Annotated in this window: 20 protein-coding genes; 14 read left to right on the top strand and 6 right to left on the bottom strand. The window is 62.2% G+C overall.

Translation table 11 applies throughout. From position 1 onward, the window contains the following. Nucleotides 1–24: 24 nt before the first annotated feature. A complete protein-coding gene (locus K5880_RS10655) occupies nucleotides 25–162 on the bottom strand; it encodes a hypothetical protein (RefSeq protein ID WP_297651495.1) in 138 nt (45 codons plus the stop codon). Nucleotides 163–329: 167 nt separating this feature from the next. On the opposite strand from K5880_RS10655, the gene K5880_RS10650 reads away from it, so the two are divergent. The 5 genes from K5880_RS10650 (at nucleotide 330) to K5880_RS10630 (ending at nucleotide 6,534) form a co-directional block, all read left to right on the top strand. Next, the gene (locus K5880_RS10650; RefSeq protein ID WP_297651493.1) at nucleotides 330–941 is read left to right on the top strand and encodes a hypothetical protein; all 612 of its coding nucleotides are present in this window, start codon (nucleotides 330–332) and stop codon (nucleotides 939–941) included. A 2-nt stretch (nucleotides 942–943) separates the two neighbouring features. Continuing rightward, a complete protein-coding gene (locus K5880_RS10645) occupies nucleotides 944–3,343 on the top strand; it encodes a phage integrase family protein (protein ID WP_297651491.1) in 2,400 nt (799 codons plus the stop codon). 818 nt (nucleotides 3,344–4,161) lie between these two features. Next, complete coding sequence (locus K5880_RS10640; protein WP_297651489.1) at nucleotides 4,162–4,860, top strand: ParA family protein; 699 nt, start codon at nucleotides 4,162–4,164, stop codon at nucleotides 4,858–4,860. Between the two features lies 1 nt (nucleotide 4,861). Continuing rightward, on the top strand, nucleotides 4,862–5,965 hold the full coding sequence (locus K5880_RS10635; RefSeq protein WP_297651487.1) for a ParB N-terminal domain-containing protein: 1,104 nt from the start codon (nucleotides 4,862–4,864) through the stop codon (nucleotides 5,963–5,965). Nucleotides 5,966–6,021: 56 nt separating this feature from the next. Then, nucleotides 6,022–6,534, top strand: a complete 513-nt coding sequence (locus tag K5880_RS10630) for a DUF1643 domain-containing protein (RefSeq protein ID WP_297651485.1) — start codon at nucleotides 6,022–6,024, stop codon at nucleotides 6,532–6,534. 116 nt (nucleotides 6,535–6,650) lie between these two features. Here K5880_RS10630 and K5880_RS10625 read toward each other — a convergent pair whose 3' ends face one another. From K5880_RS10625 to K5880_RS10615, 3 genes are all read right to left on the bottom strand, one after another. Further along, nucleotides 6,651–7,382, bottom strand: coding sequence for a hypothetical protein (locus K5880_RS10625; protein ID WP_297651483.1), 732 nt, complete (start codon nucleotides 7,380–7,382; stop codon nucleotides 6,651–6,653). A gap of 29 nt (nucleotides 7,383–7,411) precedes the next feature. After that, a complete protein-coding gene (locus K5880_RS10620) occupies nucleotides 7,412–8,650 on the bottom strand; it encodes a hypothetical protein (RefSeq protein WP_297651481.1) in 1,239 nt (412 codons plus the stop codon). 178 nt (nucleotides 8,651–8,828) lie between these two features. Beyond that, complete coding sequence (locus K5880_RS10615; RefSeq protein ID WP_297651479.1) at nucleotides 8,829–10,496, bottom strand: RepB family plasmid replication initiator protein; 1,668 nt, start codon at nucleotides 10,494–10,496, stop codon at nucleotides 8,829–8,831. A gap of 432 nt (nucleotides 10,497–10,928) precedes the next feature. Here K5880_RS10615 and K5880_RS10610 point away from each other — a divergent pair, with 432 nt between their 5' ends. After that, nucleotides 10,929–11,399 carry a hypothetical protein gene (locus K5880_RS10610; protein ID WP_297651477.1) on the top strand — a complete coding sequence of 157 codons (471 nt, stop codon included), beginning with the start codon at nucleotides 10,929–10,931 and terminating at the stop codon, nucleotides 11,397–11,399. A gap of 921 nt (nucleotides 11,400–12,320) precedes the next feature. Next, a complete protein-coding gene (trfA, locus tag K5880_RS10605) occupies nucleotides 12,321–13,358 on the top strand; it encodes a plasmid replication initiator TrfA (protein WP_297651475.1) in 1,038 nt (345 codons plus the stop codon). Nucleotides 13,359–13,387: 29 nt separating this feature from the next. Here trfA and K5880_RS10600 read toward each other — a convergent pair whose 3' ends face one another. Further along, nucleotides 13,388–14,314 carry a PD-(D/E)XK nuclease-like domain-containing protein gene (locus tag K5880_RS10600; RefSeq protein WP_297651473.1) on the bottom strand — a complete coding sequence of 309 codons (927 nt, stop codon included), beginning with the start codon at nucleotides 14,312–14,314 and terminating at the stop codon, nucleotides 13,388–13,390. A gap of 638 nt (nucleotides 14,315–14,952) precedes the next feature. Next, nucleotides 14,953–15,258: a hypothetical protein gene (locus tag K5880_RS10595; protein ID WP_297651471.1), complete on the bottom strand. Its 306-nt coding sequence runs from the start codon at nucleotides 15,256–15,258 to the stop codon at nucleotides 14,953–14,955. A gap of 257 nt (nucleotides 15,259–15,515) precedes the next feature. Between K5880_RS10595 and K5880_RS10590 the strand changes: the two genes are divergently transcribed. The 7 genes from K5880_RS10590 to K5880_RS10560 all read left to right on the top strand — a co-directional run bounded on the left by K5880_RS10590 (nucleotide 15,516) and on the right by K5880_RS10560 (nucleotide 21,492). Continuing rightward, entirely contained in the window at nucleotides 15,516–16,421 is a 906-nt protein-coding gene (locus K5880_RS10590; protein WP_297651470.1) for a hypothetical protein, read from the top strand. Between the two features lie 65 nt (nucleotides 16,422–16,486). Continuing rightward, the gene (locus K5880_RS10585; RefSeq protein WP_297651468.1) at nucleotides 16,487–17,506 is read left to right on the top strand and encodes a hypothetical protein; all 1,020 of its coding nucleotides are present in this window, start codon (nucleotides 16,487–16,489) and stop codon (nucleotides 17,504–17,506) included. Beyond that, nucleotides 17,503–18,483: a hypothetical protein gene (locus K5880_RS10580; RefSeq protein ID WP_297651466.1), complete on the top strand. Its 981-nt coding sequence runs from the start codon at nucleotides 17,503–17,505 to the stop codon at nucleotides 18,481–18,483. Before K5880_RS10585 ends, K5880_RS10580 begins: the two co-directional genes overlap by 4 nt. Further along, nucleotides 18,476–18,871 (top strand): polymer-forming cytoskeletal protein, encoded by a 396-nt coding sequence (locus tag K5880_RS10575; RefSeq protein ID WP_297651464.1) that lies wholly within the window; start codon nucleotides 18,476–18,478, stop codon nucleotides 18,869–18,871. Before K5880_RS10580 ends, K5880_RS10575 begins: the two co-directional genes overlap by 8 nt. 396 nt (nucleotides 18,872–19,267) lie before the next feature. After that, nucleotides 19,268–19,723 carry a hypothetical protein gene (locus K5880_RS10570; RefSeq protein ID WP_297651462.1) on the top strand — a complete coding sequence of 152 codons (456 nt, stop codon included), beginning with the start codon at nucleotides 19,268–19,270 and terminating at the stop codon, nucleotides 19,721–19,723. Nucleotides 19,724–19,727: 4 nt separating this feature from the next. Further along, the gene (locus tag K5880_RS10565) at nucleotides 19,728–20,165 is read left to right on the top strand and encodes a hypothetical protein (protein ID WP_297651460.1); all 438 of its coding nucleotides are present in this window, start codon (nucleotides 19,728–19,730) and stop codon (nucleotides 20,163–20,165) included. Between the two features lie 49 nt (nucleotides 20,166–20,214). Beyond that, nucleotides 20,215–21,492 (top strand): conjugal transfer protein TraB, encoded by a 1,278-nt coding sequence (locus K5880_RS10560; RefSeq protein WP_297651458.1) that lies wholly within the window; start codon nucleotides 20,215–20,217, stop codon nucleotides 21,490–21,492. Nucleotides 21,493–21,595 lie beyond the last annotated feature (103 nt).

Below are 21,595 nucleotides of genomic sequence, written 5' to 3'. Positions count from 1 at the left end.
CGCCAGTGCTAGCTTTTCGTACCGTCACTTATTGCACTGAAAACGAGGAGACCCCAGGAAGGCGTCGCGCTTGATGAAGCACTCCTCGAGCTGGGCCTGCCAGTCGTGAAAGAGCGTCGTGACGACGCCCACGGAGATCTTGGTGTCTTGAACGGTGGCCATGGGGTGCTTTCGGGGTGGTTTGGGTGTCTGCGCAGTGTGCGCAGGCCCGCCTGAATTACAAAGCTTTCGTTCTGCGGATTTTGGGAAGCGCGCTTTTATGCTGTGCGTCTGCCTAACTGTTATTAGCGTGACGCGTGATTAAAGCAGCGGTAAAATAAAAGAAAAACGTGCGACCGTACACCCGCCCCCTCCCGCGACAAAAACCCAACGAGATCAAGCACTTGGTTGACTTCCTCAAGCGCCTCGCCTCCTTCGCCGGCATCGCCCTGGCTCTCTTCATCATGTTCGGCGTCGTCGCCAACGTGGCCCGGCTGCTCGACTACCTATTCCCGCTCCTCGCGCTCGCCGCCGTCCTGTACTTCCTTGCCAGCCTGGCAGTCGACACGGTGCGCGATCGACTGCGCCCCCCTACCCCACTTCAGCCGCTTGCCGCGCCGGCGTCCAGCGCTAATCCATGGACAGACTCGTCACCAAGCCAGGTGCGCGTGATGGAGTTCCTGATGGAGCAGGATGAGCCCCTGCGGCACGCCGTCCTCACCCTGCCTGAGCAGGAGCGAGCGCACCTGTTGCAGTGCGCCGGCGCCGTCGTGCGCGAGGTCGACGCAATCGACCGCTGGATCGAGGAGGTCAAGACCTGGCCCCAGCACCAGCGCGATAGCGTCGCCTCGCAGGCGCATCAGATGCTCGAGCGACGCGCCCAGGCCTTGATGGGCTTCGCGCGGGACGTGGTGGCCACCCGCAAGCGCGCGGCGGCCCAGGCCGATTCGTCCGGAACCTAGGCATGCAAAGCGAGCACACGCTGACTGAGATCGAGCCGCCTGCGCAAAAACGTGGGCGCGGACGCCCTCGCAAGGGAACCGCGCCCGATGAGGCGCCCTCTCCCGCCCCGGCAGCGCCACGCCGGCGCGGGAGAAAGATCGGCTTTCGCCTGCCCACCTTTGCCCAGTTGGACGAACTCACGCTGGAGGACTTCTCATTTGTGCGCGGCGTCTACAACGGCATGGATCCGCGCGACTCCTTCCTGCGCTTCTACGCCAACATCCACTTCGATGCGCAAGGGGTGCCCGCCGTCCCTCATGGGCTCAGCCTGGCCGCGCGCTTCAAGCAGTTGGAGGAGCGCATCCTGGCGGCAGCCTCCTCATCGGCGGAGCAGTGGCTACAGCAGCACGCCCGCACCCTCGCCGCCGAGCTTCCCGAACAGGCCAGTGACCAGGCACAGCGACGGGGGCTGGAGGAGCTCTTCGCCGAATGGGTGGACAACCTGGATGAGGACGTGTACTCCGAGTCGGAGCTGCCCGAGCGCTTCAAGGAGTACCTCGCCGACAACGACATCGAGGTCACGGCCCAGCAGAGCAATGAGGTCAGCCGCGCCACCATGATCGAGCGCAAGGTGAAAGCACTCAACCACCTGCAGACCGCCCTCGCCTACCGACCCCGCCAGGACGCGGCCATCTCGATTTGGCTGGCGACCCCGGTGCGCGCCGCGCTGGAGCGGCTGCAGATCCACACACTCGGGCAGCTTGTGCGCTACATCAGCGCGAGCGGGCGCAACTGGCATCGCGCGATTTCGCGCCTGGGACATGTGCGGGCAAGGCGGCTGCAGGCCTGGCTGGAGGATCACGCCGAGACGCTGGGCCCTATCGATCGCACCTCGCCTGCCTGGGAAGCCCACAAGCCGCTCAAGAGCCGGCTCAGCGCCCTGCAACGCGCGCCCGAAGTGGCGGTCCTGGAATACCAGGGAGAAGAAGGCGTGGCCTCGCCAGACGCAATGCAGATCGTGCAGCGCTCGGGGGTCGCCCCACTGGAGATGCTGCGCGTACCGCCCGATCTCGATGGCTCACAAGGGCTTTATCGCGTGGCCGCCCCCAACCACTTTGGAGCGCGCAACGACATGCAGGCGATCACAATCTGGCTGTCGACCTTCCTCAGGGCTGGCAAGAAGCGCACCTTCGAAGCCTACCGGCGCGAGGTCGAGCGCTTCTACATCTGGTGCATGCAGGAGGCGCGCGTGGCGCTTGCCAGCGTCAGCACCGCACACGCGCTCGGCTACCAGCAGTTCCTTGCCAAGATCCCGCTCGCGTACCTTAGCCACGCGCGCGTCACGCGCGAAGACCCGCTCTGGCGACCATGGCGGGGCCAGCTCACCGCACGCAGCCAGACCTATGCACTGACCGTGCTCAAGGTGATGATGGAAGCGCTCTGCAAGGCGGGGTACCTCAGTGGAAATGCATTCGCCGCGCTCAAGAGTAGCGCCACGCTGGACCAGGCCATGGACACCAGCCGCTCACTCAATCCCGGGGACATCGAATGGGTGCGAAAGACCCTGGCGCAGCGCGAGAGCGCCCAAGCAGAGAGCGCCGTGCACGATCAGGATGCTGTGCCCTCCCCTGCTCTGGGCGCGGCGCGCGCGCGTCGACTCAAGTTCATCCTCAACATCCTGCTGACCACCGGCCTGCGCCTGGAGGAACTGGCCAATGCCCGCGCCACCGACATGTACCCATCGCAAGGGGCACCCGATGTGCCAGCCGAGGGACACATTCTGCGCGTGGTCGGCAAGGGCAAGCGCGTGCGCACGGTCTACATCAGCCCCGCCGTTTACCAGCTGATGCTCGATCACCACGCGGATGTAGAGCGCGCAATCACCAAGGCCCACGGGACAACCAGCCAGAAGCTGCTGGCGTTTCGGGTCGAGCGACCCATGGTTGGCGCTCTGGGCAGAGCGCCCTCCCCTGCTGGGAACCGAGGAGAAACAACTGCAAACAGTGCTTCGCAATCGCACGCACTGGGCCTCCAAGGCATCTACCGCACGCTCAAGGCGTTCTTTCGTGCCGAGGCCAATCGGGAACTGCGGCGCGCTACGGCAGCAAGGAGCGCGGTGGACCGCATGCAGAAGAAGGCTGGGTCAATGGCTCAAGCGGAGCGGTATGCCGCACTTGCGCTGGAGGCCAAGCGCCTGGACCAGGAGCGAGCAATGTGGAAGCGCCGCGCGCGAATCAGCACGCACTGGCTGCGCCACACCTTCGCCAAGGAGGTGTTGCGCACCAACCCGAGTGACACGGGGCTCAAGCTTGCGCAGCAGCTGCTGGGTCACGCGAGCATCACCACCACCGCCGTCTACGCTAAGCAGGACGACACCATCAAGGTGAAGGCTGCCAGATTGGTCTTTCCCGAAGGGGTCTGAATGAAGAGAGTAGGCCTCCATGGGCAGCTTCAACCGTCTGAAGCTCCATGGGCGCACGGCTTTCCAGAACGAGGCGGACGGACAAGCTTCAACCGTCTGAAGTTCTGCATTCCGGGCACTGGAGCAGGGCCACGCCGCGATGAGCCGTTCGCCCCATGACTTCAACCGTCCGAAGCTCAACGCACCAGGCGCAGACCTACAACTGGCGCACCACCACCAACACTAAAACTTCAACCGTCTGAAGTCCGCACTGCGGCCATCGAAGTTTGAAGCATTTGCAGCGACGAGACTTCAACCGTCTGAAGCGCGGGCCCTGATCGCGGAAGGCGGGCCGCTCACCGGGGCACCAACCAGAAGCGCTACTAGCTAATGCCCACACTCAGAGCCCAACACACTGAGAGGCGGCAAGGCGAGATGTGGATTCCGACCCTTGCGCAGCCGCGACAACTGGACAACGGGCGGCGCCATTGATCGCTGAGCCAACGACTTCAACCGTCTGAAGTTGGAACACGCTCAGCGCCCGTTGCTTCAGCGAAGGCACAACTTCAACCGTCTGAAGGCGTCGCCCCATGGGCAACCAATCGGGGCAAGCAACAACAGAAATGCAACTTCAACCGTCTGAAGCACATAGCGGTGAGCGATCTCGGCAATGCCTGGGCACCCACTAGAACGCTGCGCACAGGGACGGTAATAGAGAAATCGATGCACACGAGCAACAAACAGACAGCGAATGCAAGAGATTGCAAGCCAAATTCCCCCAAGCACTTGAACTGGGAGCATCAAGTACGCGAGAATGCATCCATTCATAAGGAGTAATAATGTCAGGTAAGCCACTGGGCAAGATCGTCACGTTTTTCAACCAAAAGGGCGGGGTCGGCAAGACCACCAGCACCTGCCAGCTGGCTGGCACCTTCGGCCATCGCGGCTACGACGTCCTCGTGGCGGACCTCGACGCACAGCAGACATCAGCCGCGTGGCTCTCGCGCGCTGACGGCGCCAACTTTCCCGCAACGCTGTGGAGTGGCTTTCGATACAAGGACAGCACCGCCGCCGAACTCGGCAAGCTCGCCGCCAAGTACGACCTCATCTTTGTGGACTGCGCCCCCGCAGTCGATCAGCCCGGCACCTGGGCCTCATTGCTCGTGAGCGACCTGGCACTGGTGCCCACCAAGCTCAGCCCCGCCGATACAGACGCACTGCCCGCGGCGCTGGCGCTGGCCAAGAAGGCGCTCATCACCAGTGGGCGCGACTACCCGGTGCGCATCCTGCCCACCGCATTCCGCCGCAATCGTGCAGACGAAAGGGCGGCGCTGGAGGTGATCGCCGCCGACAAGGTCTATCCCGAGTTCTGGGTGATGAAGCAGGTGCTGAGCGACCGCGTGGCATTCACGCGATCGATGCTCTATGGCGCGACGGTGCACTCCATGCCCAACGCCAAGGACGCCATCACCGAAATTGACGCGCTTGCCGACGCCGTCGCCAAGCTCCTCAAGATCCCCGCAACGAAGAAGGGCTGACATGGCACCCGTACCCAAACTCAAGCTTGACCCCAAGGCCGCAATGCAACGGCATCAGTCGGCTGCGACCACTGCGGCCGTCGATCGCTTCGCACTAGCTGAGCAGATCACCAAAGACCAGCCCACGGGGTTGAGCCCCGTCACGGCGGGGAAGGGCGCCGTCGCACCCGTGCCCGAAGCGGCGCCGACCACCCTCAAACGCCCTGTTGTGTCCAGTGCGCAAGCGTTCGACCTGAGCGCATGTGTGGCGGGCACCATCGTCCAGGTCCCGCTACATCTCATCGACGCCAACCCGCTGAGCCCTCGCCACATCTACACGAATGAGGAGGTCGACAAGATCGCGCGCACCATGCCCGATGGCCAGGACGTTGCCGCAAACGGCTACCTGGAGGGCGGGCGCATCAAGCTCATCGATGGGGGCACGCGCTTTCGCGCCGCGAAGATCACCGACTGCACCTTCCTGGAGGTCAAGATTGAAGAGGCGCCTGCGGACAAACTCGCGCTGTACAAGCGGGCGAGGGCGCTCAACGAGCAGCGCTCTGCGACCACGGCGCTGGACTTCGCCCTGAGCCTGCGCGCCCTCCTTGAGCAAGGCGCCGTGGCCAGTCAGCGAGAACTCATGGAGAAGGTGGAGCCACCATCTGGGGGCAAGCTGTCCGAGGCCGCGGTCAGCACCTACATGCGGATCGCGCGCATGCCCGAGAAGATCCAGCGCGCCATGAGCGAGTCGCCGGAGACTTCGACGGTGGTGGCGCTCTATGCCGTGAGCGAGTTGTTCCCCGATGGCCTGGGCGAAACGGAGCTTGAGGCAAAGCTCGACCTCGCCCTCGAAATCATCGACGAGATCAAACGCAAGAAGCTCAATCGCCATCAGATCGCAGCCCTTGTGAAGTCCAAGATTGCGGGCCCCAAGTCGCGAGAGCGCAGCACGGTGCACCCGCTTGAGTTCGGCCACCACAAAGGCCAAATCAAGATGTTCACCAAGAAGGGCCAACTCGACCTATCGCTCAAGGGGCTCGATGAGGCGGAAATGCCAGGCCTGCGTGCGGCGCTCGTGCAAACATTGGAGACGTTCATGCGCGACAAGGATGGCGGCTCGCGCTAACTGACATGGCAACTCGCGCTACCGCTACTCTCGGATCCTCGGCGCCGCTTCCAGGGTTGTTCGTTGATCCACTCGTTGCCGAACGGACGATCTTCAACGAGGACCGCACGCACCGGTTCACGCTCTTTCGCCATTGGGGCGACGTTGATGACTTTGCGGTTGGCATCAGCATGAACCCCTCTGGCGCCTCAGAGGACATGGGTGACCGGACGGTGGACGGCATGTGCGAGCGAGCACGAAAACACTGGGGCGTCGGCGCCTACTACCAGCTCAACGTCATGTCGATCCGGGCAACTGACTCAAGCGATCTGGCCAAAGCCAGCACGCTATGGCTGCCAGAGAACGACGAGTGGATAAGGCGACTCGCGCCGAAGGCCCGTCTCGTCGTCGCCAGCTGGGGCAACCCAGGCCACGAGTCCGGCCGTGGTGCGGTCGTGGAGAGCATCCTGCGCGAAGTGTGCGATCCGGCCAGGGTGTTTTGCTTCGGGAAGAACAAGACCGGTGCCCCTGTACACCCCCTGTACCAGCGGTTTGACGCACCACTGATGCCTTTCTTCGAAACCCCGTAGCGTTCGTGTCGCTCCTCCTGTTGGCGCGCTGGGGCAACAGAACTTCAGTGCGATCCGCCCGCGAGAACTGCTTGAATCTGCGTGTACCAGCTGCGTGGCAGAAACTGGCCGCCAGATCAACCAGTGACGGCAGGACCCCGAACGTAGCGGGCCAGGCGGATCAGGATCCAGCAGCCGAGGGCAAGGGCGAAGTACGCCGCTAGTGGAAGGACTGTCGCAACTGCCCGCCGCACAGAGCCAGCAGTAGACACGCGCATGGATTCCGCTCGCTCAATCTCGACGAGGTCATCGAACTTCTTGGCATCCTTCGGGTTGTCGAATGCGAACATAAGCGTTGCCCCGCCATTGCAGGTAACCCACCATCGGCCTTCCTTGGTGTAGTGCTTGTCGATTGAACAGTGCTGGCCGGTCTGCCGATCGCCCAAGATCCCGGTGGGCGCCACGAGGCGCCGCTTGATGCCGTCTTCTGCCACGTTGACCATCTTCTCTTCACCGTCAACCACTCTGGCCGCCAACTGCTCGGTAATGGTGACATCGTGGCGAAGCCCACCGGGCAGCCGGGCCGAGCCGAACCGCAGTACCGAGCCTTCCAAGTCGGAAAGCGCCCTTGCCTCGGAAACCCCTTCAGTGCTGCTGCAGACAAAGAACTCAGCGTGTTCGGTACACAGGGTCGTGAAACGGCTATCCCAAAGCACGTCTTTGGCCCCAAGCCAAGCACCGAGCGCGAGCAACGGAAGAAGCAGAACAATGGTCAGGCGTTTGAATTGCTGCTTGGTCATATGGAACAAATACAACGAGGGGACTATCGAAATCGTAGCATCCGAGATGCACTCAATCGGCTTGCGCATTTGGGGCAAGGGTGGCCTGTGACAGCGACCTAGGTGCCGGCAAGCCGTGCGAACCCGACAGCCAAGAAGAATCGCCTAAGCAGGCCAGCATCGAGCCCAACTTCGGCGTAGTGCTGAATCACGGCATCGGGCGGTTCCTCCCCGCGAACCTTCGGCAGCAACCCCGCGACACGCTCCCACTTCTGCGCAGAACCGAACACAGTGCCGAAGACGACTGCAAGACACTTCGTCGTTGATCGATCTGGCCAGGTTCGCATCCAAGACAGCGGCAGTGCCCCACTTTCTCTCGCGTCAGCGACAACTGCGCGCGCGCCGGCGCAGCCCACAACGGTGATCAAGAACTGCTGTCGTCCTTCGTGGTGCAGCAACCCAAGCGCGGCCAGCCCAATCAAGAAGTCCCAGACGGCAACCGCGAAGGCCTGCTCATTCCCAGGGACTTCGAACCGCTCTTCAATCCATGCGCGCACTCGACGCGCCGAGATCGAAGCCGCGTTCACCTCGATCGCGCCATGCATCAGGTCGGAGAAGACTGCCGCCTGCCAGACCAAGGGAGGGGCAGCGATTGCGTTGCTCGCTTTGACTGGCACCGGCAGGAACCCGAGTTCACCGGCGTCCCTCGCGCCCATGTGGTCAAGGGCCTGGCGCAGCTTTGCGGCAGCTGGCTCAGCGCGGATCGCAGCAAGCCTTGCGCGCTCATGCTGCAGGGCCATTTCAAGCCGAACAGCTTCGTCGTCACGCCGGCGCGCAGACGCTGCGTGCCGGCGTGCTTTTTCATCTGCTGCCAATGCATCGAGGCGCGCCTGCTCCGCGTCACGCTCTGGATGGCACAGCCATTGCGACTTCTGCTCGCTGGTGAACAACGCCGCCTCCAGCGCGGCGAAGTTCATCTCGCGCACCGCGGACACATTGATCTCAACCGCGGCCACCCTGAGATCCTTGATGCGACGCAGCTTGAGTGCGTCCACGAAGTGCGTGACGGCAATCTCAACGAGCACATCGCGCCCACCATGGGACACGACAAGGTCCGGACGGATCTCGCCGACGCGACCTTCGACCCTCACAGCTTGCAGCCGCGACACGCCCGCAGGGGCGAACAGGGTTGGCTGCGCGAACAGGTCTCCATCGTCCGCAGCGCCGGGAGCGTTGGTGCGCACCGCCGGGAGGTACAGGGCCATGCGATCGGCAATGAGCTGCTTGGCAGCCAGGTGGACCGCCGTTTCAAAGCCAAGAGCGCAACTGGCGCCACGATGGTGCGCAAAGTTCGACACAACCTTGCCCTCCGGGGAATGCCGCGCAACGAGCGGAGCGCCACATCCAGGACAGGTGCAACCGCATCTGAGCCCGCTTTCGACCTGCAACGGCTCAAACAAGCGCCCGTCCCTCAGTCCGAAAGGTACGTGGAGGGAACGCAGAGTGGCAGGCAGCAAGGTTGGGCGCAAAGGCAGGCTAGGGCGCAGAGTCGTTGGCTGACTCGATGCGCCAGGCCATCCACGCTTCGAACTCCACGTCTTGTGGGAATGGCATCAGGCGCCGGAACGTCTCAGGCTGCTTGTCGAGAAGCCAGCGGCGCAGCAAGGCCAAGGCAGGGCGGTTCTGCGGGCTCCAGCCCTTCGCATACAGAGCGCGCGCGGCGGCCCCATCGTTGGCCGCTTCGAACAGGGAGAGCAGGGCAGCGCGATCGCTCTGCGCGAGTCCGAACACGGCTTCGGCGAAGCGCGCGCTGCTGTGCTGTTCGAACGCCTCCTTCAGCCGCTCCTGACGCATCTGAGCCGTGCGCTGCGCCTCCTTGGCAGTTGCTTCCTGCTCAAGGCGCTCGTCGTCAAGCTCCTCGGCCTGCGCACCGGAAGCGATGTTCTCCAGGATGCCGCTGAAGTACGCCTTTCGCGAACTGATGCGCTTGCCCTGCTGCTTCAGCCGCGCTTCGGCGTCCTTCATCCGAACAATGGACTCTGCGACCTCTTCGTACGAACGCGCCTGGGCAAGGTCCTCGATCTCCTTGGCCGAGAAACCGATGTTGTCGAGCACCATGAGGATGTCGCGCGGCCAGGTGAGGGGAACGCCAAGCGACGGCGTGGCCTTGGGGATGAACTTGAACTGCAGCTTGGACACCCGCGTGCCTGACTTGAGCTCCTTGAGCTCAAGCGTGTAGTTGAGCGCGGGGCTGTCGTTCACCCTGCGAATCGCATCGAGCAGCACCCTCCGCTTGAAGTCCGCATAGCGCACCACCCGCAACCCCTCCTCAGGGTCGTCTTCCAGGTAGCCGCAGCGGCCCATCAAGAGTTCGATCCAGGTTGCCGTGGGCAGCGCAGCCGTGACCTTCTGCTGAGTCGTCACGTAGCGCCAGCAGTTCTGGTACAGGGCGTAGCTGGGCGCCGTGGGCAGGCCCTCTTGGGCTTGAATGCTCAGCGGCGCCCAGTTGGAGGGCTCCAGAATGATCTCCAGGACCTGCGGGTCGAAGGCGAAGCGGATGAGCCCGCGCTTGTGGCCCTTGCCATAGCCAAGCGAGCTCAGAAAGTGACTTTTCATCTCCCACTCAACGTCCTTGCCCTCACCGATGATGTTCCAGCGCAAGATCATCTCGAACAACTTGTCGAGCTCGCTGTAGATGCGGGTGTAGTTCTTGCCAGGGATACCGGCGATGCGGGCCAGATCGGTAATCCGCGTCTCGAAGACCGGGCTTAGCCGCTCGGTCTTGACTCGCTCCAGCGCTTCTGAACCGCGCTTGCGGAAGTCAATCTGCGCCAGGATGATGCAGGCGTCGAATAGGCGTCGACTGTTGAGGCTCTGGGCGTGCTCGGCCTTGATCGGGGTCGCGTGGATCGCGGCGACGGCCTTGCGCATCGTGCGCAGGGTATCTGGGATGACCAGGTCGGTGGTCGGGAAAAGCGACTGCTGCCCGGTGTCACGCACCCTGGTGTCAAAGCCCGCGATCTCCTGCGTCGCCATGGGATCAGGCGAGGGCTCCGAATCGTCCTCGGAATTGATGGCATCGGGTGAAGTGGGCGGCACACCGAAATCGTAACCGATGGCAGCTGGTGAGTCGCCACTGCCATCAATGGTTCTGGCCTGGGGCGAGTATGCAGAACTGCCATCGAGGGCGAACTGCATCGCCATAGCCCGTACGCGCAGGCGCCAGGGAGAGTATGCAAAGTGGTCGGCCGCAGCACAGGACTGCCACAACGAGTATGCGAAAGCGCCACCGACAATGGCCTAAGTCGTTGATTCAGATAAAGAATCTCACTTGGAACAACTGGAATGTTCTTGTAACCCTGAAACGACTGCAACGCCGCCACAGCCGCCGCGCGCGCTCAAGACCGCCACCAGGCGCAGCAGTTGGGGGTGTTTGTTGGTTGATTGTTGAAAAAAATCCGTGAAATCGTGATCCTCAGGGACCACGAAGGCAGGTGCGAGCGGTGGCAGATTCGCATACTCAAACTCGGTAATGCGGTACTGACCACCCGCTTAGTACGTTGCAAATAGGTAGTGCCATAAGCTGCATTGGTATTTGGTAGTATGGAAAGGACCGGCAAATACGGTCTAAGCAGCATGGAAGAAGGCGAAGACGAATTGGATGCGATCGTTGGGGCCGCCCTCAAGGGGATGGTCAGCTCCGGTGCGTCCAGTGCGAAAGTCGGGGCGTTCGCCGCCAGCTTCCGAGACGAGGTGGCCACAATCCTTGGCCGCAAGGAAGCACCAGTCCAAGCGCCAGATCTGCTCGAGCTCGTGACCCAGGCCGTTCAGAACGCGCTGGGGGCATCAGGCGTGCAGCTTCGCAAGCGTCAAGCGCCGGCGAAGCGGATCTACGTCGAGTGCAATGGCAGGGCGACGTCAGTCTCCATCCCCGCGGAAATGCTGCTCAAGATCGATACGGTCACCGGTGGGCGAAAGCAGACTGTGCAGGCTCTGCGCGACATCGCGCGCTCGGTACCAGGAAGCGTCGAGAACCGCTCCGAATGGGTCCGGCAGAGGGCCCTCTTGCTCTCAGAGCAATCAGCCGAGGCCTCCTCCCACCATTGAGTTCGCGGGCATCTTCGGCGGGGCAGACGTTTCCCCGAGTGCGGCACTATTAGCGAAACAGCACATCCAGGCAGCGCGCGTGGATAAGCGCTTGATTTCACGGAAGAAAAAGTGAAGTAACCGCTTACGTAAATCGGGCCCGTGGCAGATCGCACGCGGTTTGGGGGATACGGAGCCCGTGCTGCTCCGCTAATAGTCGGTGCGACTCCAGCGTGCGCATGGCACACGGGATCGAACGCGGGCGATGAGCTTGACCTGGTGCGGGCGTGCTGCTCCGCTAATAGCGCAGTGGGTCGTGGCGCGTGGCTTGGCCTGCGTAGAGGTGGCGCCAGACCAACAAAACGGGGTGTGGAGGTCAAAACCGTGCTGCTCCGCTAGTACCGAGGGACGCGAGCCTGTGTCCGGCGACGAGACCACGCGTGCTGCTCCGCTAGTAGATTGCCGCGCAGGCCACGAACAGCCTCGATCCCAGCAGGCGAGGCGTGCTGCTCCGCTAGTAGTTCGCGCCGTTCGCAAGCAACCCACGTTGTCGGTCCGCAGCGCTATTAGCGAAGCAGCACGAAGGCACGCGCGGGGCTGTGGACAACAGCCACCAGGTGCTAGCGGAGTGGCACAGCGCTACTAGCGGTGTGGCGTTGCGCTAATAGCGCTGCGCCATTGCGCTACTAGCGTGTGAGCACGCGAAACCCGCTGGAGCCCGCATAAACACTGGGTTCTCGCCAGCCATAGTCTTCTCCTAGTCTTCATTCAAGTCTTTCTTAATCGGCGTACCCGTGCGACCTCGAAGCTCATGGCACTTGTGGCGAGGCTGATGATTTGAAATTGAATCGAAGACATCAAAACCGTGCTGCTGCGCTAGTAGCGCGCGTTGACCATCGCTTCGGGGCTACGGTCTAATCGATCAGACCAACGGAACAACGCATGTCTGCCAAGCCCAACCCCAACTTCAACAACCTCGACTTCGGCGGATTGCCGTCGCTTCTGAATTTGGGCAAGCCGAACAAGGGCAAAGGCGCCAACGGAGCCAAGCTGACAGACACCGCGATCCCCGAGGGCGTGCCGAAGCAGGCGCCGCGTACCAAGCGCAGCAAGAGCTACGACGAAGCGGTTGAGGGCGTCAAGGCCAAGGCTGCGGAGATCGCTGCGCGCCGGATAGCGGACTACGACCTGCGCGTCCTGCAGGACTCGTTTCCGTTCTGGGATGATGAAAACCGAGGCGTGCCCAACCCTCTGATCCGCGGCGGCCTCTTTGGCGTCGGGACATCCGCCAAGCGCGAGTTCCTGCCGAACATGCCCATCAGCAGCCTGAGCAACTACGAGATCACCTACACGGGCCAGGATCTGCAGCAGGATGACCTGAGCGTGTGGATGAGTCTCATCAACCTCGCGCGTCAGACGGCGCTCTCAGACAAGGTCCGGTTCACCGGCTACCAGTTGATCCGCGACCTAGGCTGGAGGATGCATAGTGAGTCCTACAGGCGTGCACAGGAATCAATCGAACGGCTGAAGGTCACCGGCATCAAGATCAGTACCAAGGACAAGGCTGAAGGATATGCCGGCTCACTCATTAGGGAGTACGCGTGGGCCGACGCCGATGAGAAGGGCAACACCAAGTGGATGGTGCGCTTCGAGCCCAAGGTGTCCGTACTGTTCATGAACGACACCACAACGTTGCTGGAGTGGGAGACGCGAAAGAAGATCGGACCGCGCGCCACTATCGCCCAGTGGCTGCATGCCTTCTACGCCTCGCACCGCGACCCGTGGCCGCTTTCCGTACAGAAACTGCACGAGTTGTGCCGATCAGATGCTCAGCTGAGCACTTTCCGGCGCAACCTGCGCAATGCGCTGGACCGTCTCATTGAGGTGGGGTTCCTCGGCGGATACCAGATCGTCAATGACCAGGTGCATGTGGCGAAGACGAACCGACCGGTGCTCGCAGTTGTCAGCTCAAAGAAGTAGCTGCGTGCTGCTGGGCTAGTAGGGGGCGGTCACGCCGCAGACTGCCCAGCGGCCCACGCCCGTGTTGGCGTGTACTGCTGCCAGTGGTCGATCTCGATCTCGCCGTCGCTGCTCAGGTCGGGCCAGTGGCCCGTCACGGAGCAGGCCTTGTAGACGGACAGGCACTCCTGAAACTTCTTCGCGCCGTTTGTGAGGAATGTGCCGCCGGCGGCCAGGGTGTGCACCGAGAACGGCTCGCTGCTCTCTGCAGCGATAAACACGAACGGCTTGGTATCGCTGGTCCCCTCATAGAGGGAACGCGCCAGCGAATACATGAACGCCTGCAGGTCATAGTCGAGCTTGACAGCATCGCGCGTGAACAAGCCCACGCTCGGGTGGCGCGTGGATTTCAGATCGAAGGCCAGATCCGGATGAAAGATGTCGTGGCGCACGCGCAGCCGCAGTCCGGTCGTAGGTTCGGTGAAGTAGATGCTGACCTCCGTCTGCGCTTCTTCGAGGAAGAGGCCAAGCGGGCGGCCCTTGTAGCGCGTCTCGCGCACCTTGTCGGCGAGCAGCCGCGCCTTGGTGAACGTCGGCTCATCCACTACGAGCTTGTGCGAATTGCACTCCAGGAACGCTTTGTAGTCCCGGCTCAAGGGGGAGACGATCTCGGGGTACACGGCAACCTCCTGCCCCGTCAGGTGCGGCTGCAACAACAGAAGGTGCAGCAAGGTTCCGAAGTCTTTGGCATCGCTTGAAGACTGAGTCGCGGTCAAGGCTGCCTGGAAGTGCGCAGGCGAAACCAGCAGTGGCTTGAGCAAGGAACAACTCAAGGCGTCGCGATCCGCGTGGTACAGGTGCGCGGGCAAGTCAGGGTAGAGCAGGCTGTCTTGGGCAAAGCCTGGAACTGGGCGCACCTCGTCGGTGGCATCAGCCACGAGGTCCAGGGCGGTACTGAAGTCGGTGAAGGCGTCCATGTGGTTCTGCGTCTGGTCTTTGAACCATGAAAACACGAAGGACCGAGATGTCAAGGGGCCGGGAATTAACAGCGGCAAGAAGGGGCGCCACATCTTGCAACGATCGGAACCTCCAGAGGCGCAACGTTCGTGCGGAAACTAGTTCGTTGCACGACCCTCTAAAAAGGAAGAAGGCCAACCGAGCGCATGTCAAGTGGTTCGTGGAATCCCCCGCTGCTGCAAGCGCCAGGTGTCAACCAGTTGAACCGGCCTAGTTTGTCTGCTTGAATGACTTAGATACTAGAGACTTCTTGGCAGACTGCACCGGCGCAGGGCTGGGCGGCCTCGAGGGAAAGGAGGGTGCGAACGTGACGGAACGTTCTAAACCTCGACTCTGGAAGCGTCTGGACAGCTTGTCCTCGACGCTTCGCAACATTGCGGCGGCGGCGTTCTTCTTGAGCGGTGCCTTCACCAATGTTGCACCGGCTGACTCCCGTCAGCCGCCTCAGCAGGAAGTGCCGCAGAGGTGCAACGGCATGCAGTGGGTGGACTCGGCTCAACGGTGACGTGACAGTCGGTGTCTTGATAAAAGGAAGTGCGCGGCCGGCGCGGGGCTGCGCACTTCCACTTTCTTGATGTGCGCGAAGCAGGAATCGTCGCTACTGAGCCGCGGCCTCTGGGACATAGATCTCGGCAAACACGTGCTCCGGCATCCAGGTTTCATAGCGGTCCGAGTGTCCGATACGTCGGACTACCACATAGCCGCTGAAGATGCGGTGGTGGGAGGGCGGAGGTCGCATGTTGTTTGCCTCAGCCAGGTGCTGGTGCCGCTCAGCGTACTGTGCGTTGCTCATTTCTGCCGCAAGCACGACGCGGCCATACCTGGTAGCAGTCTCCTTGTCGCGCGCCACGAAGCGGCCCATCTTTCCCTGAGGAAGCAGCGGTCGGTGGTAGTCGAAGGTCACGAGGTATGGAGCGAATAGATGCAAAAGCGCATTCTGGCGGCCCTAGCTGGTAGCCGCCATACCCCAGAACAACGATAAACCTTTTACGTACCTGACGAAGTAGTCGCGCACTCAGATTGAGACACGACATCCAGTGCAGGGGGGTCTATGGGGTGCAAATGCCTCGATAGCGGGGCTTGAAGGTGCATGGCTGCGTGATACCTTAAATCAGAGGTAGACCAAGAATGAACCCAGCACAAAGCACACACACAGTAGGAATGCACACCCACCCCGTACTCGTCCGAGAAAACTGGCAAATCGAACTGGATGAAGCGATTCGCCGCAATGACGATGCAGGGATGTGGGAGGTGGTGGCACGCCAACCCGACCAGGAGGAGGCGCAGGAGGCCATGGCCACGCTCGTCTCGCGACTGGCGTACCGCATCGACAGCCGACCACGTTTCTCCGAGATGTTCCTGCTGCCGATGATCGAGCCGGCCGGAGCAAACGTCATCGCCAATGAAGCAGCTTGGAAGGCGGCCAGCTTTGCCGTGGGCGAAGCGCTGGATAGCTGGCTGCCGAAGAAGACCGCCAAGACCGTGTTCAATGGCATTCGCCCCTTCGACTGGGTGGGCACGTGGCGTCCGGCCGTTCTGCGCAGCCACCTATACCGAACGATGCCTGGCAATGACCAGGCGAGTATCACCACACTGTCGGAAGACATTGCATGCCCCGACGAAGCGCCCCGTCTGGGATTCCTGTGCATGGTCCTCACCAGCGACCGTGGCTGGCCAACGCTGCCGCGCGCCAACACGTTGGCCGACAAGCGACTGCGCGACGTGGTGGGTTTTGCGTTTCACGACAACGCGTACAGCACTCCCCCAACTGCACTGACACCAGATCGGGTCCAGTTCGCGATGGTGGACGGCGTGTGCCTTTGGCTCCATGAACTCGACCGAACGTGCAAAGTGCTCGGTTGGAGCGCTACACCTATTGCCGCTTCTGCCGATGTCGTGAAAGTCACATTGCGCCTGGACAGCGAGCAAGTGCCGCTGACCCAGTTCACGCTTCGAAAGCACCAGATCGGCCTTCGCGGCGTTGACGAAGTGCTGCAGATGCTGGCGTCGCTCGCACCTGTCATGGATGCGGCCCGAGACGCACCGGCCAAGAACATGCGCTCTTGACACTCCCGGCTTTCGTGTTTTCATGAATCGAACCCGATTTATCGAACAACCGAAGGCAAGCAACCATGAACCTCAATTTCATCGCCATCACCCCGTTCGCGCAGGGCATCATCAAAGTTGACTGCGAGCCTGGGGAAGAGCAGGGCTCGGTCAAGACGCGGCCCAGTATGGTCGTGCGCGCCCGCCATCACGAGGCGATGGAGGAAGAATCCGGGCATCGGACGCAGCCCGAACTTGCCGAGCACGCCATCCACGCCAAACTCCTAGAGCGCCCTGCGAACAGAGAGGCGCAAGCGGTGGTGGAAATCCCGGTTCGCATGTTCTTCAACAAAGCAGGGAACTCAATCGCCATCCACTACAAGGCCTATGACCTCGAAACCGGCGCCCCAGTGTGCACCGGAGATGGCAAGAGCGCCGCGCGCGTGACGGTTGCGGGCGATTCGACCCAGTCGCTCTCCCAGGTGCCGTGTCCTGGCGCTGAGCGATGCTCGTTCGCCCAGGCCGCAGGAACGGCCTGCCGCCGGCAGGTGAAGATGACTGTGCAGATCGAGGGGCAAGACGACCCCTTGAGCGTGTTCGAAGTGCGCTCGTCTTCGATCAACAGCTACCGAGCCCTTGCAGCACAGCTTCGTCTGATCGAACACCGCTTTGGGGGCCTGCGCCATGTCCCTCTCAAGCTCCAGATGTGGCGTGCAAGCAATGCAGCGAGCCAGTACGAGGCGTTTGACCTTCTGCGCCTGGGGATTGATGCGAATGACGAAGCCAGCGCAATGGCTCAAGCGAAGACGGCGCGCGAGAAGGCTCTGGCCGATGGCCTCAATGATCAAGTGGACGATCTCTTTACCGCCACTGATGTGACGGACCCTGCAGATCTGCTGGGAGATGACTTCCAGATGGTCAGCGACTTTTACGAAGTGAGCCGCCCGGCTCGTCGCACACAACCTATGCGTGGAGACGCTGTTGCACCGGCGCAGAGCGCAGCGGGCGCAGACCAAACCACTGCCGACAGCGTCATTGCGGACGCGGTGCGCCGTGCTGGTGCCGGGCGCGCCAACATCCCCGAATTGGAAAGTAGTGGAACATGAATCAAGCTGACATCACGCGTCTCGTCGTGGGAGAGCCGATCACGCTGAGCATTGGACGCTCGGTTGGGCAGAGCGCCACGACGGTGGACGCCAGCAAGGTGCTGCAGTGGCGGGATGGGAAATGGCAAGGTACGACCAACTTGCTCGAGAAGATCGCCGTCAAAAGACCTGCCAAGCTGCTGGTGTTCCCGGCGCGCTCGGCCAAGCGCGTGCCGATTCGCCTCTCGGTGCCGCTCTTGGCCGGCCTACTTGCCATTGGGGGGATCGGAGCTGGAATCGGCGCGCTGCTGCGGCCGGAGCGCGCCCCATTGCCCCAACCTGTGACCGTGACGGAAGTGAAGGTGCCCGAACTGCCGGTGGTGCCGGTGACGACTCCCGCGGACGCTGTCCGCAGCGTGGATGAGCCATACCAGGCGCCGGCAGAAACCAATCTGCAAATGATCGAGACGCATGAGGCGGCGCTGCCGCCGCAACCAACTGCCCAGGCGGCCGCTCCCTCGCTTCCGATCGCTCCTCCGAGGGCCGAGACGCCACCATTGCCCACGCCACTTCCCAGCGCAAAGGCTTCGCCAGAGCGAACACAGCCCCCCAAGACAGCGCCCGAAACAAAGGTTGCCGCCCGAGACGTCGCCAAAGGCCCGAGCAAGGGCGCCAAGGAAGAGCCGCGCCCGCCCGCCGTGCTGCTGGATGAGCTGGCGGATAAGCACCCCAAAGCGGCGTCTCCGCAACGAGTTGCTGGTACTTCGACAGACAAGCCGGTCGCTGCTCCAGTCGCGCCGATCGCACAAGCTTCGGCAGGTAGAGGACTGCTGGCCATCACCCCAGACGGCAAGTTCGCCGTCTTCACCGACCCCGCGACCAAGCTGCCGCGTCAGTTCAAGGCCGGCGACAAGCTGCCCAGCGGCGACACCATCAAGGCCATCGATGCCAAGACCGGCAAGGTCAGCACGGGCGCAAAGGAGTACACCCTTGAATAACACCAATCAGGAAAGCATCGTCATCGATCCGGTGGCGATGAAGATCATCAACCGAATTGCTGCGGGTTCCAGATCCGAAGGAGTGCTGGAGTGCCAAGGGGGCGTCATGGTCGAAGGATCTTTCGTCGGCACGCTGGTGGTAAAGGGTGGCCCGCTGGTGCTGATGCCTGAGGGAGTCATTCGTGGTGTCATGACGTGCGACGGCGACGCGTACCTGTTCGGTACGATCGAGGAGCAGACCAATGGCGAACCCAGCGAGCTTGAAGCACATGGCGCGGTTTTTTTGACCGAGACAGTGAACGCCAAGGCCAACATCACTGCCGGCGCTTTCAAGACCTATGAAGGTTCGCAGGTGGATGGCCGTATCAAGACGATCAAGCGAGGCTGAGGCTCGGTAGGCGCTCAAGAAGTGGTCGCGCTTTCGCACAAATGGCTGCGCCAGGTGCTTCAGGATCGAGGAGTACGCGCCCCACCTGAAAGCGCCTGCGCCGCTTTCGTGGCGTCCTTGGACGAAACCGCGCGCGCGAGCGCACGGGCCGCGCTCGATTCGATCGCGCGTGGAGTCGAGACATCGCAAACCTTGGACGAACTGCTGGGCGCCATCGACGCTGCTGGCCGGAGAGCCGATGAGTCGACGTCCCCTGCGAGACAGCTGTGCGTGAGCGAGGTGACGACGGTCGCATCCTCAAGCTGTCCAGGCAATCGCGCTGCCCCGACCGACTCATCCCAGGATCGCCCATGGGTCCGGGATCACGGCGTCCACATCTATGGCCAAAAGGCTGCGATGAAGGTCGAGCTCGATCTGCTTCGCGGCGATCCTGGGATGCCGGCCCGCTACACCGTTCAGCTTGAGCTGGCCCCAGCGAAGGCAGCGCGCACCTTCGACTGGCAGAGAAAAGTGGGCTTTCAGTTCACACGCCGCGAGCTACCGCTACTCGGTGCCATGTTGCTGGGCTATGCGGGTGACGCTCTCGTTCTGACGAATCACGGCCCAGAGCATGACAAGCGCCTGGAGCTTCAAATGCAAGGCCCAAGCCTGTACGTGAAGCTCAGGCAGGGCGCACGCGCACTCGCACTACCAGTAGGGCCGGCTGACACCTTCGCGTGGTCGGCAATCACTCTCAATGCGCTCAAAAAGAACGACGAGGCCCTTGACTGTGGGCTACTTCTTGAGATGCTGAAACGCACAGGGGCGATGAGCATTGCAGCCGCATCGCAGCATCAACAACTATCTAAGTGAAACCATGACTCGATTCACCAAACTCAGCCTCGCAGCGATTGCAATCAGTGCCACCGCCTTGCTTGCCGGATGCGGCGGGAAGACGCCGTCGCTTGAAGATGTCAAGGCCTGGCGACTGAAGATGACGCCCACGTATGCCTACCAGATCAACCGCTACGAGGTCTCCGATCTGAAGTGTGGGTCTGCGCCGTCCAAGGAAGTCGAGAAGATCAAGAAGGCGTATTCCTTCTTCGGCGGAGATGCCGACAAGAAGATCCAAGCGTACGCCAGCTGCAGCTACACGATCAACGCCAAGGCCACCGGCGTCAGCAATGGATTGGGCATTCGGGGCCGCGACTACGAGATCAAGGGACACCAAGTGAAGGACGAGATCTGGCTGCTCGGCGCTACCAACGGCAAGACCGAGTGGCAAGGCGATCGCAACCTCAAGGGTCTGAACTGAGCCCACGAGACCTCGACCAACATCACTGAAAGAGATCCGAGGACGCGCCATGACGCTGGCCATGAGACTGTTCACCACAGGTGAAGAAAGAGCCGAGATTCGCCCCTGGACGCAGCTCCTCGCGGTTGCACTTGTGGGCTCTGCGCTTGGTTGGATTGCGTGGGGACAGGGCAGGGCGCCCGCGCTTGCCGCCTTGCTGCCTCTGCTGCTGGCCGCTTGCCGAACGCGGGGGCAGGCGTTTGTCTTGGGCATGGCCTACACGCTCCTCATGGAGCGCCACAACCCAGCGTTCATTGGGAGCTGGTTTGGTAACAGCCTTGTGATTGGATGGGCGGCGGAAACGGTCTATGTGCTTGTGTCCGGGGCCGTGTGGTCTCTCGGGTGGAGCGCATCAGGAAAGCCCTGGCGCAAAGCTCTTGCGGTGGTCGTGGCGTGGATCGTCGCCTTGCTCCCTCCGGTCTCGCTCGGTGTTGCCGGCCACCCTGTGATTGCTTGGGGAACGATTCTTCCCGGTTCGGGTTGGGTCGGAGTTGGGCTGTCTGTGCTCGGTCCAGCGACCATGGTCTGGCTCGTCGCCAGGCACAGGCCTTCGGCCAAGAGTCTGGCTGCGGTGCTGGCGCTGCTTGGCGCGGCGTTGTGCACGATTGGCTTCGCCCGGTTTGAGTCGCCTTCCCGTGCGACGCCTGCCGCAGTGGGCGTAACAACGGAATGGGGCCAGAACGTGTCGGTCGATGGCATCCTGCAGCGCGTGGCCAGCATGGGCGAGGTGACCCGCACCCTGGCCACCCAGGAAGCTCCAACAACGGTGGTGTGGCCCGAGTCGATCATCGGCACATACAACCCGGCGCTCTACCCCGTCCTCAACATTGAGGTGCTATCGGTAGCACGGGCAAGCGGTCAAACGCACATCATCGGGATGGACCTGGTTGGAGACGGCAACCGCTACGAGAACGCCGCGGTGGCGTTCTACCCCGACGGGCGAACAGCCCGGGCAGTCGCGCGCCAGCCAGCCCCGGTATCCCTGTGGAAGCCGTGGAGGAAGACCGATACCTTCGTAGCAGATTGGAGCGCCAACAACGTGCTCACCATAGGCGCGACGCGCCGCGCTGCGTTCATCTTCTGCTACGAGGAGTACATGCCGTTCTTCTACCTGTTGAACGAACTGCAGGGGCCGGTGGATCTGTACGTTGCGATGGCGAACACGTGGGCAGCGGAAAGCCCCGAGGCGGCCGAGATTCAGACTCAGCATTCTTTTGGCATGGCGCGCCTGTTCGGCAGGCCCTACATCAAGGCCGAGAACCGGCCCCTGCCATCCAGCAAAAACTAGGTTTGCGCTGCCCTGGCGCAGCAGCCGTCCTCCCCACCAGCTTTCTCAGGAGGGGGTCTTGCCGGCAAGGTGGGCCGCGAATCAAGCGGGCTCGCGCGGTGCC

Source organism: Hydrogenophaga sp. (assembly GCF_025699295.1).
Taxonomy (GTDB): Bacteria; Pseudomonadota; Gammaproteobacteria; order Burkholderiales; family Burkholderiaceae_C; genus Hydrogenophaga.
This window is presented reverse-complemented; position numbering and strand designations above follow the sequence as displayed.

Bases quoted from the DNA above. Each gene is read 5' to 3' on its own strand.
- K5880_RS10560 (WP_297651458.1), top strand. From the start codon at position 20,215: ATGACGCTGGCCATGAGACTGTTCACCACAGGTGAAGAAAGAGCCGAG.
- K5880_RS10655 (WP_297651495.1), bottom strand. From the start codon at position 162: ATGGCCACCGTTCAAGACACCAAGATCTCCGTGGGCGTCGTCACGACG.
- K5880_RS10580 (WP_297651466.1), top strand. From the start codon at position 17,503: ATGAATCAAGCTGACATCACGCGTCTCGTCGTGGGAGAGCCGATCACG.
- trfA (WP_297651475.1), top strand. From the start codon at position 12,321: ATGTCTGCCAAGCCCAACCCCAACTTCAACAACCTCGACTTCGGCGGA.
- K5880_RS10590 (WP_297651470.1), top strand. From the start codon at position 15,516: ATGCACACCCACCCCGTACTCGTCCGAGAAAACTGGCAAATCGAACTG.
- K5880_RS10635 (WP_297651487.1), top strand. From the start codon at position 4,862: ATGGCACCCGTACCCAAACTCAAGCTTGACCCCAAGGCCGCAATGCAA.
- K5880_RS10625 (WP_297651483.1), bottom strand. From the start codon at position 7,382: ATGCGCAAGCCGATTGAGTGCATCTCGGATGCTACGATTTCGATAGTC.
- K5880_RS10610 (WP_297651477.1), top strand. From the start codon at position 10,929: ATGGAAGAAGGCGAAGACGAATTGGATGCGATCGTTGGGGCCGCCCTC.
- K5880_RS10565 (WP_297651460.1), top strand. From the start codon at position 19,728: ATGACTCGATTCACCAAACTCAGCCTCGCAGCGATTGCAATCAGTGCC.
- K5880_RS10615 (WP_297651479.1), bottom strand. From the start codon at position 10,496: ATGGCGATGCAGTTCGCCCTCGATGGCAGTTCTGCATACTCGCCCCAG.
- K5880_RS10645 (WP_297651491.1), top strand. From the start codon at position 944: ATGCAAAGCGAGCACACGCTGACTGAGATCGAGCCGCCTGCGCAAAAA.
- K5880_RS10570 (WP_297651462.1), top strand. From the start codon at position 19,268: ATGAAGGTCGAGCTCGATCTGCTTCGCGGCGATCCTGGGATGCCGGCC.
- K5880_RS10585 (WP_297651468.1), top strand. From the start codon at position 16,487: ATGAACCTCAATTTCATCGCCATCACCCCGTTCGCGCAGGGCATCATC.
- K5880_RS10640 (WP_297651489.1), top strand. From the start codon at position 4,162: ATGTCAGGTAAGCCACTGGGCAAGATCGTCACGTTTTTCAACCAAAAG.
- K5880_RS10600 (WP_297651473.1), bottom strand. From the start codon at position 14,314: ATGGACGCCTTCACCGACTTCAGTACCGCCCTGGACCTCGTGGCTGAT.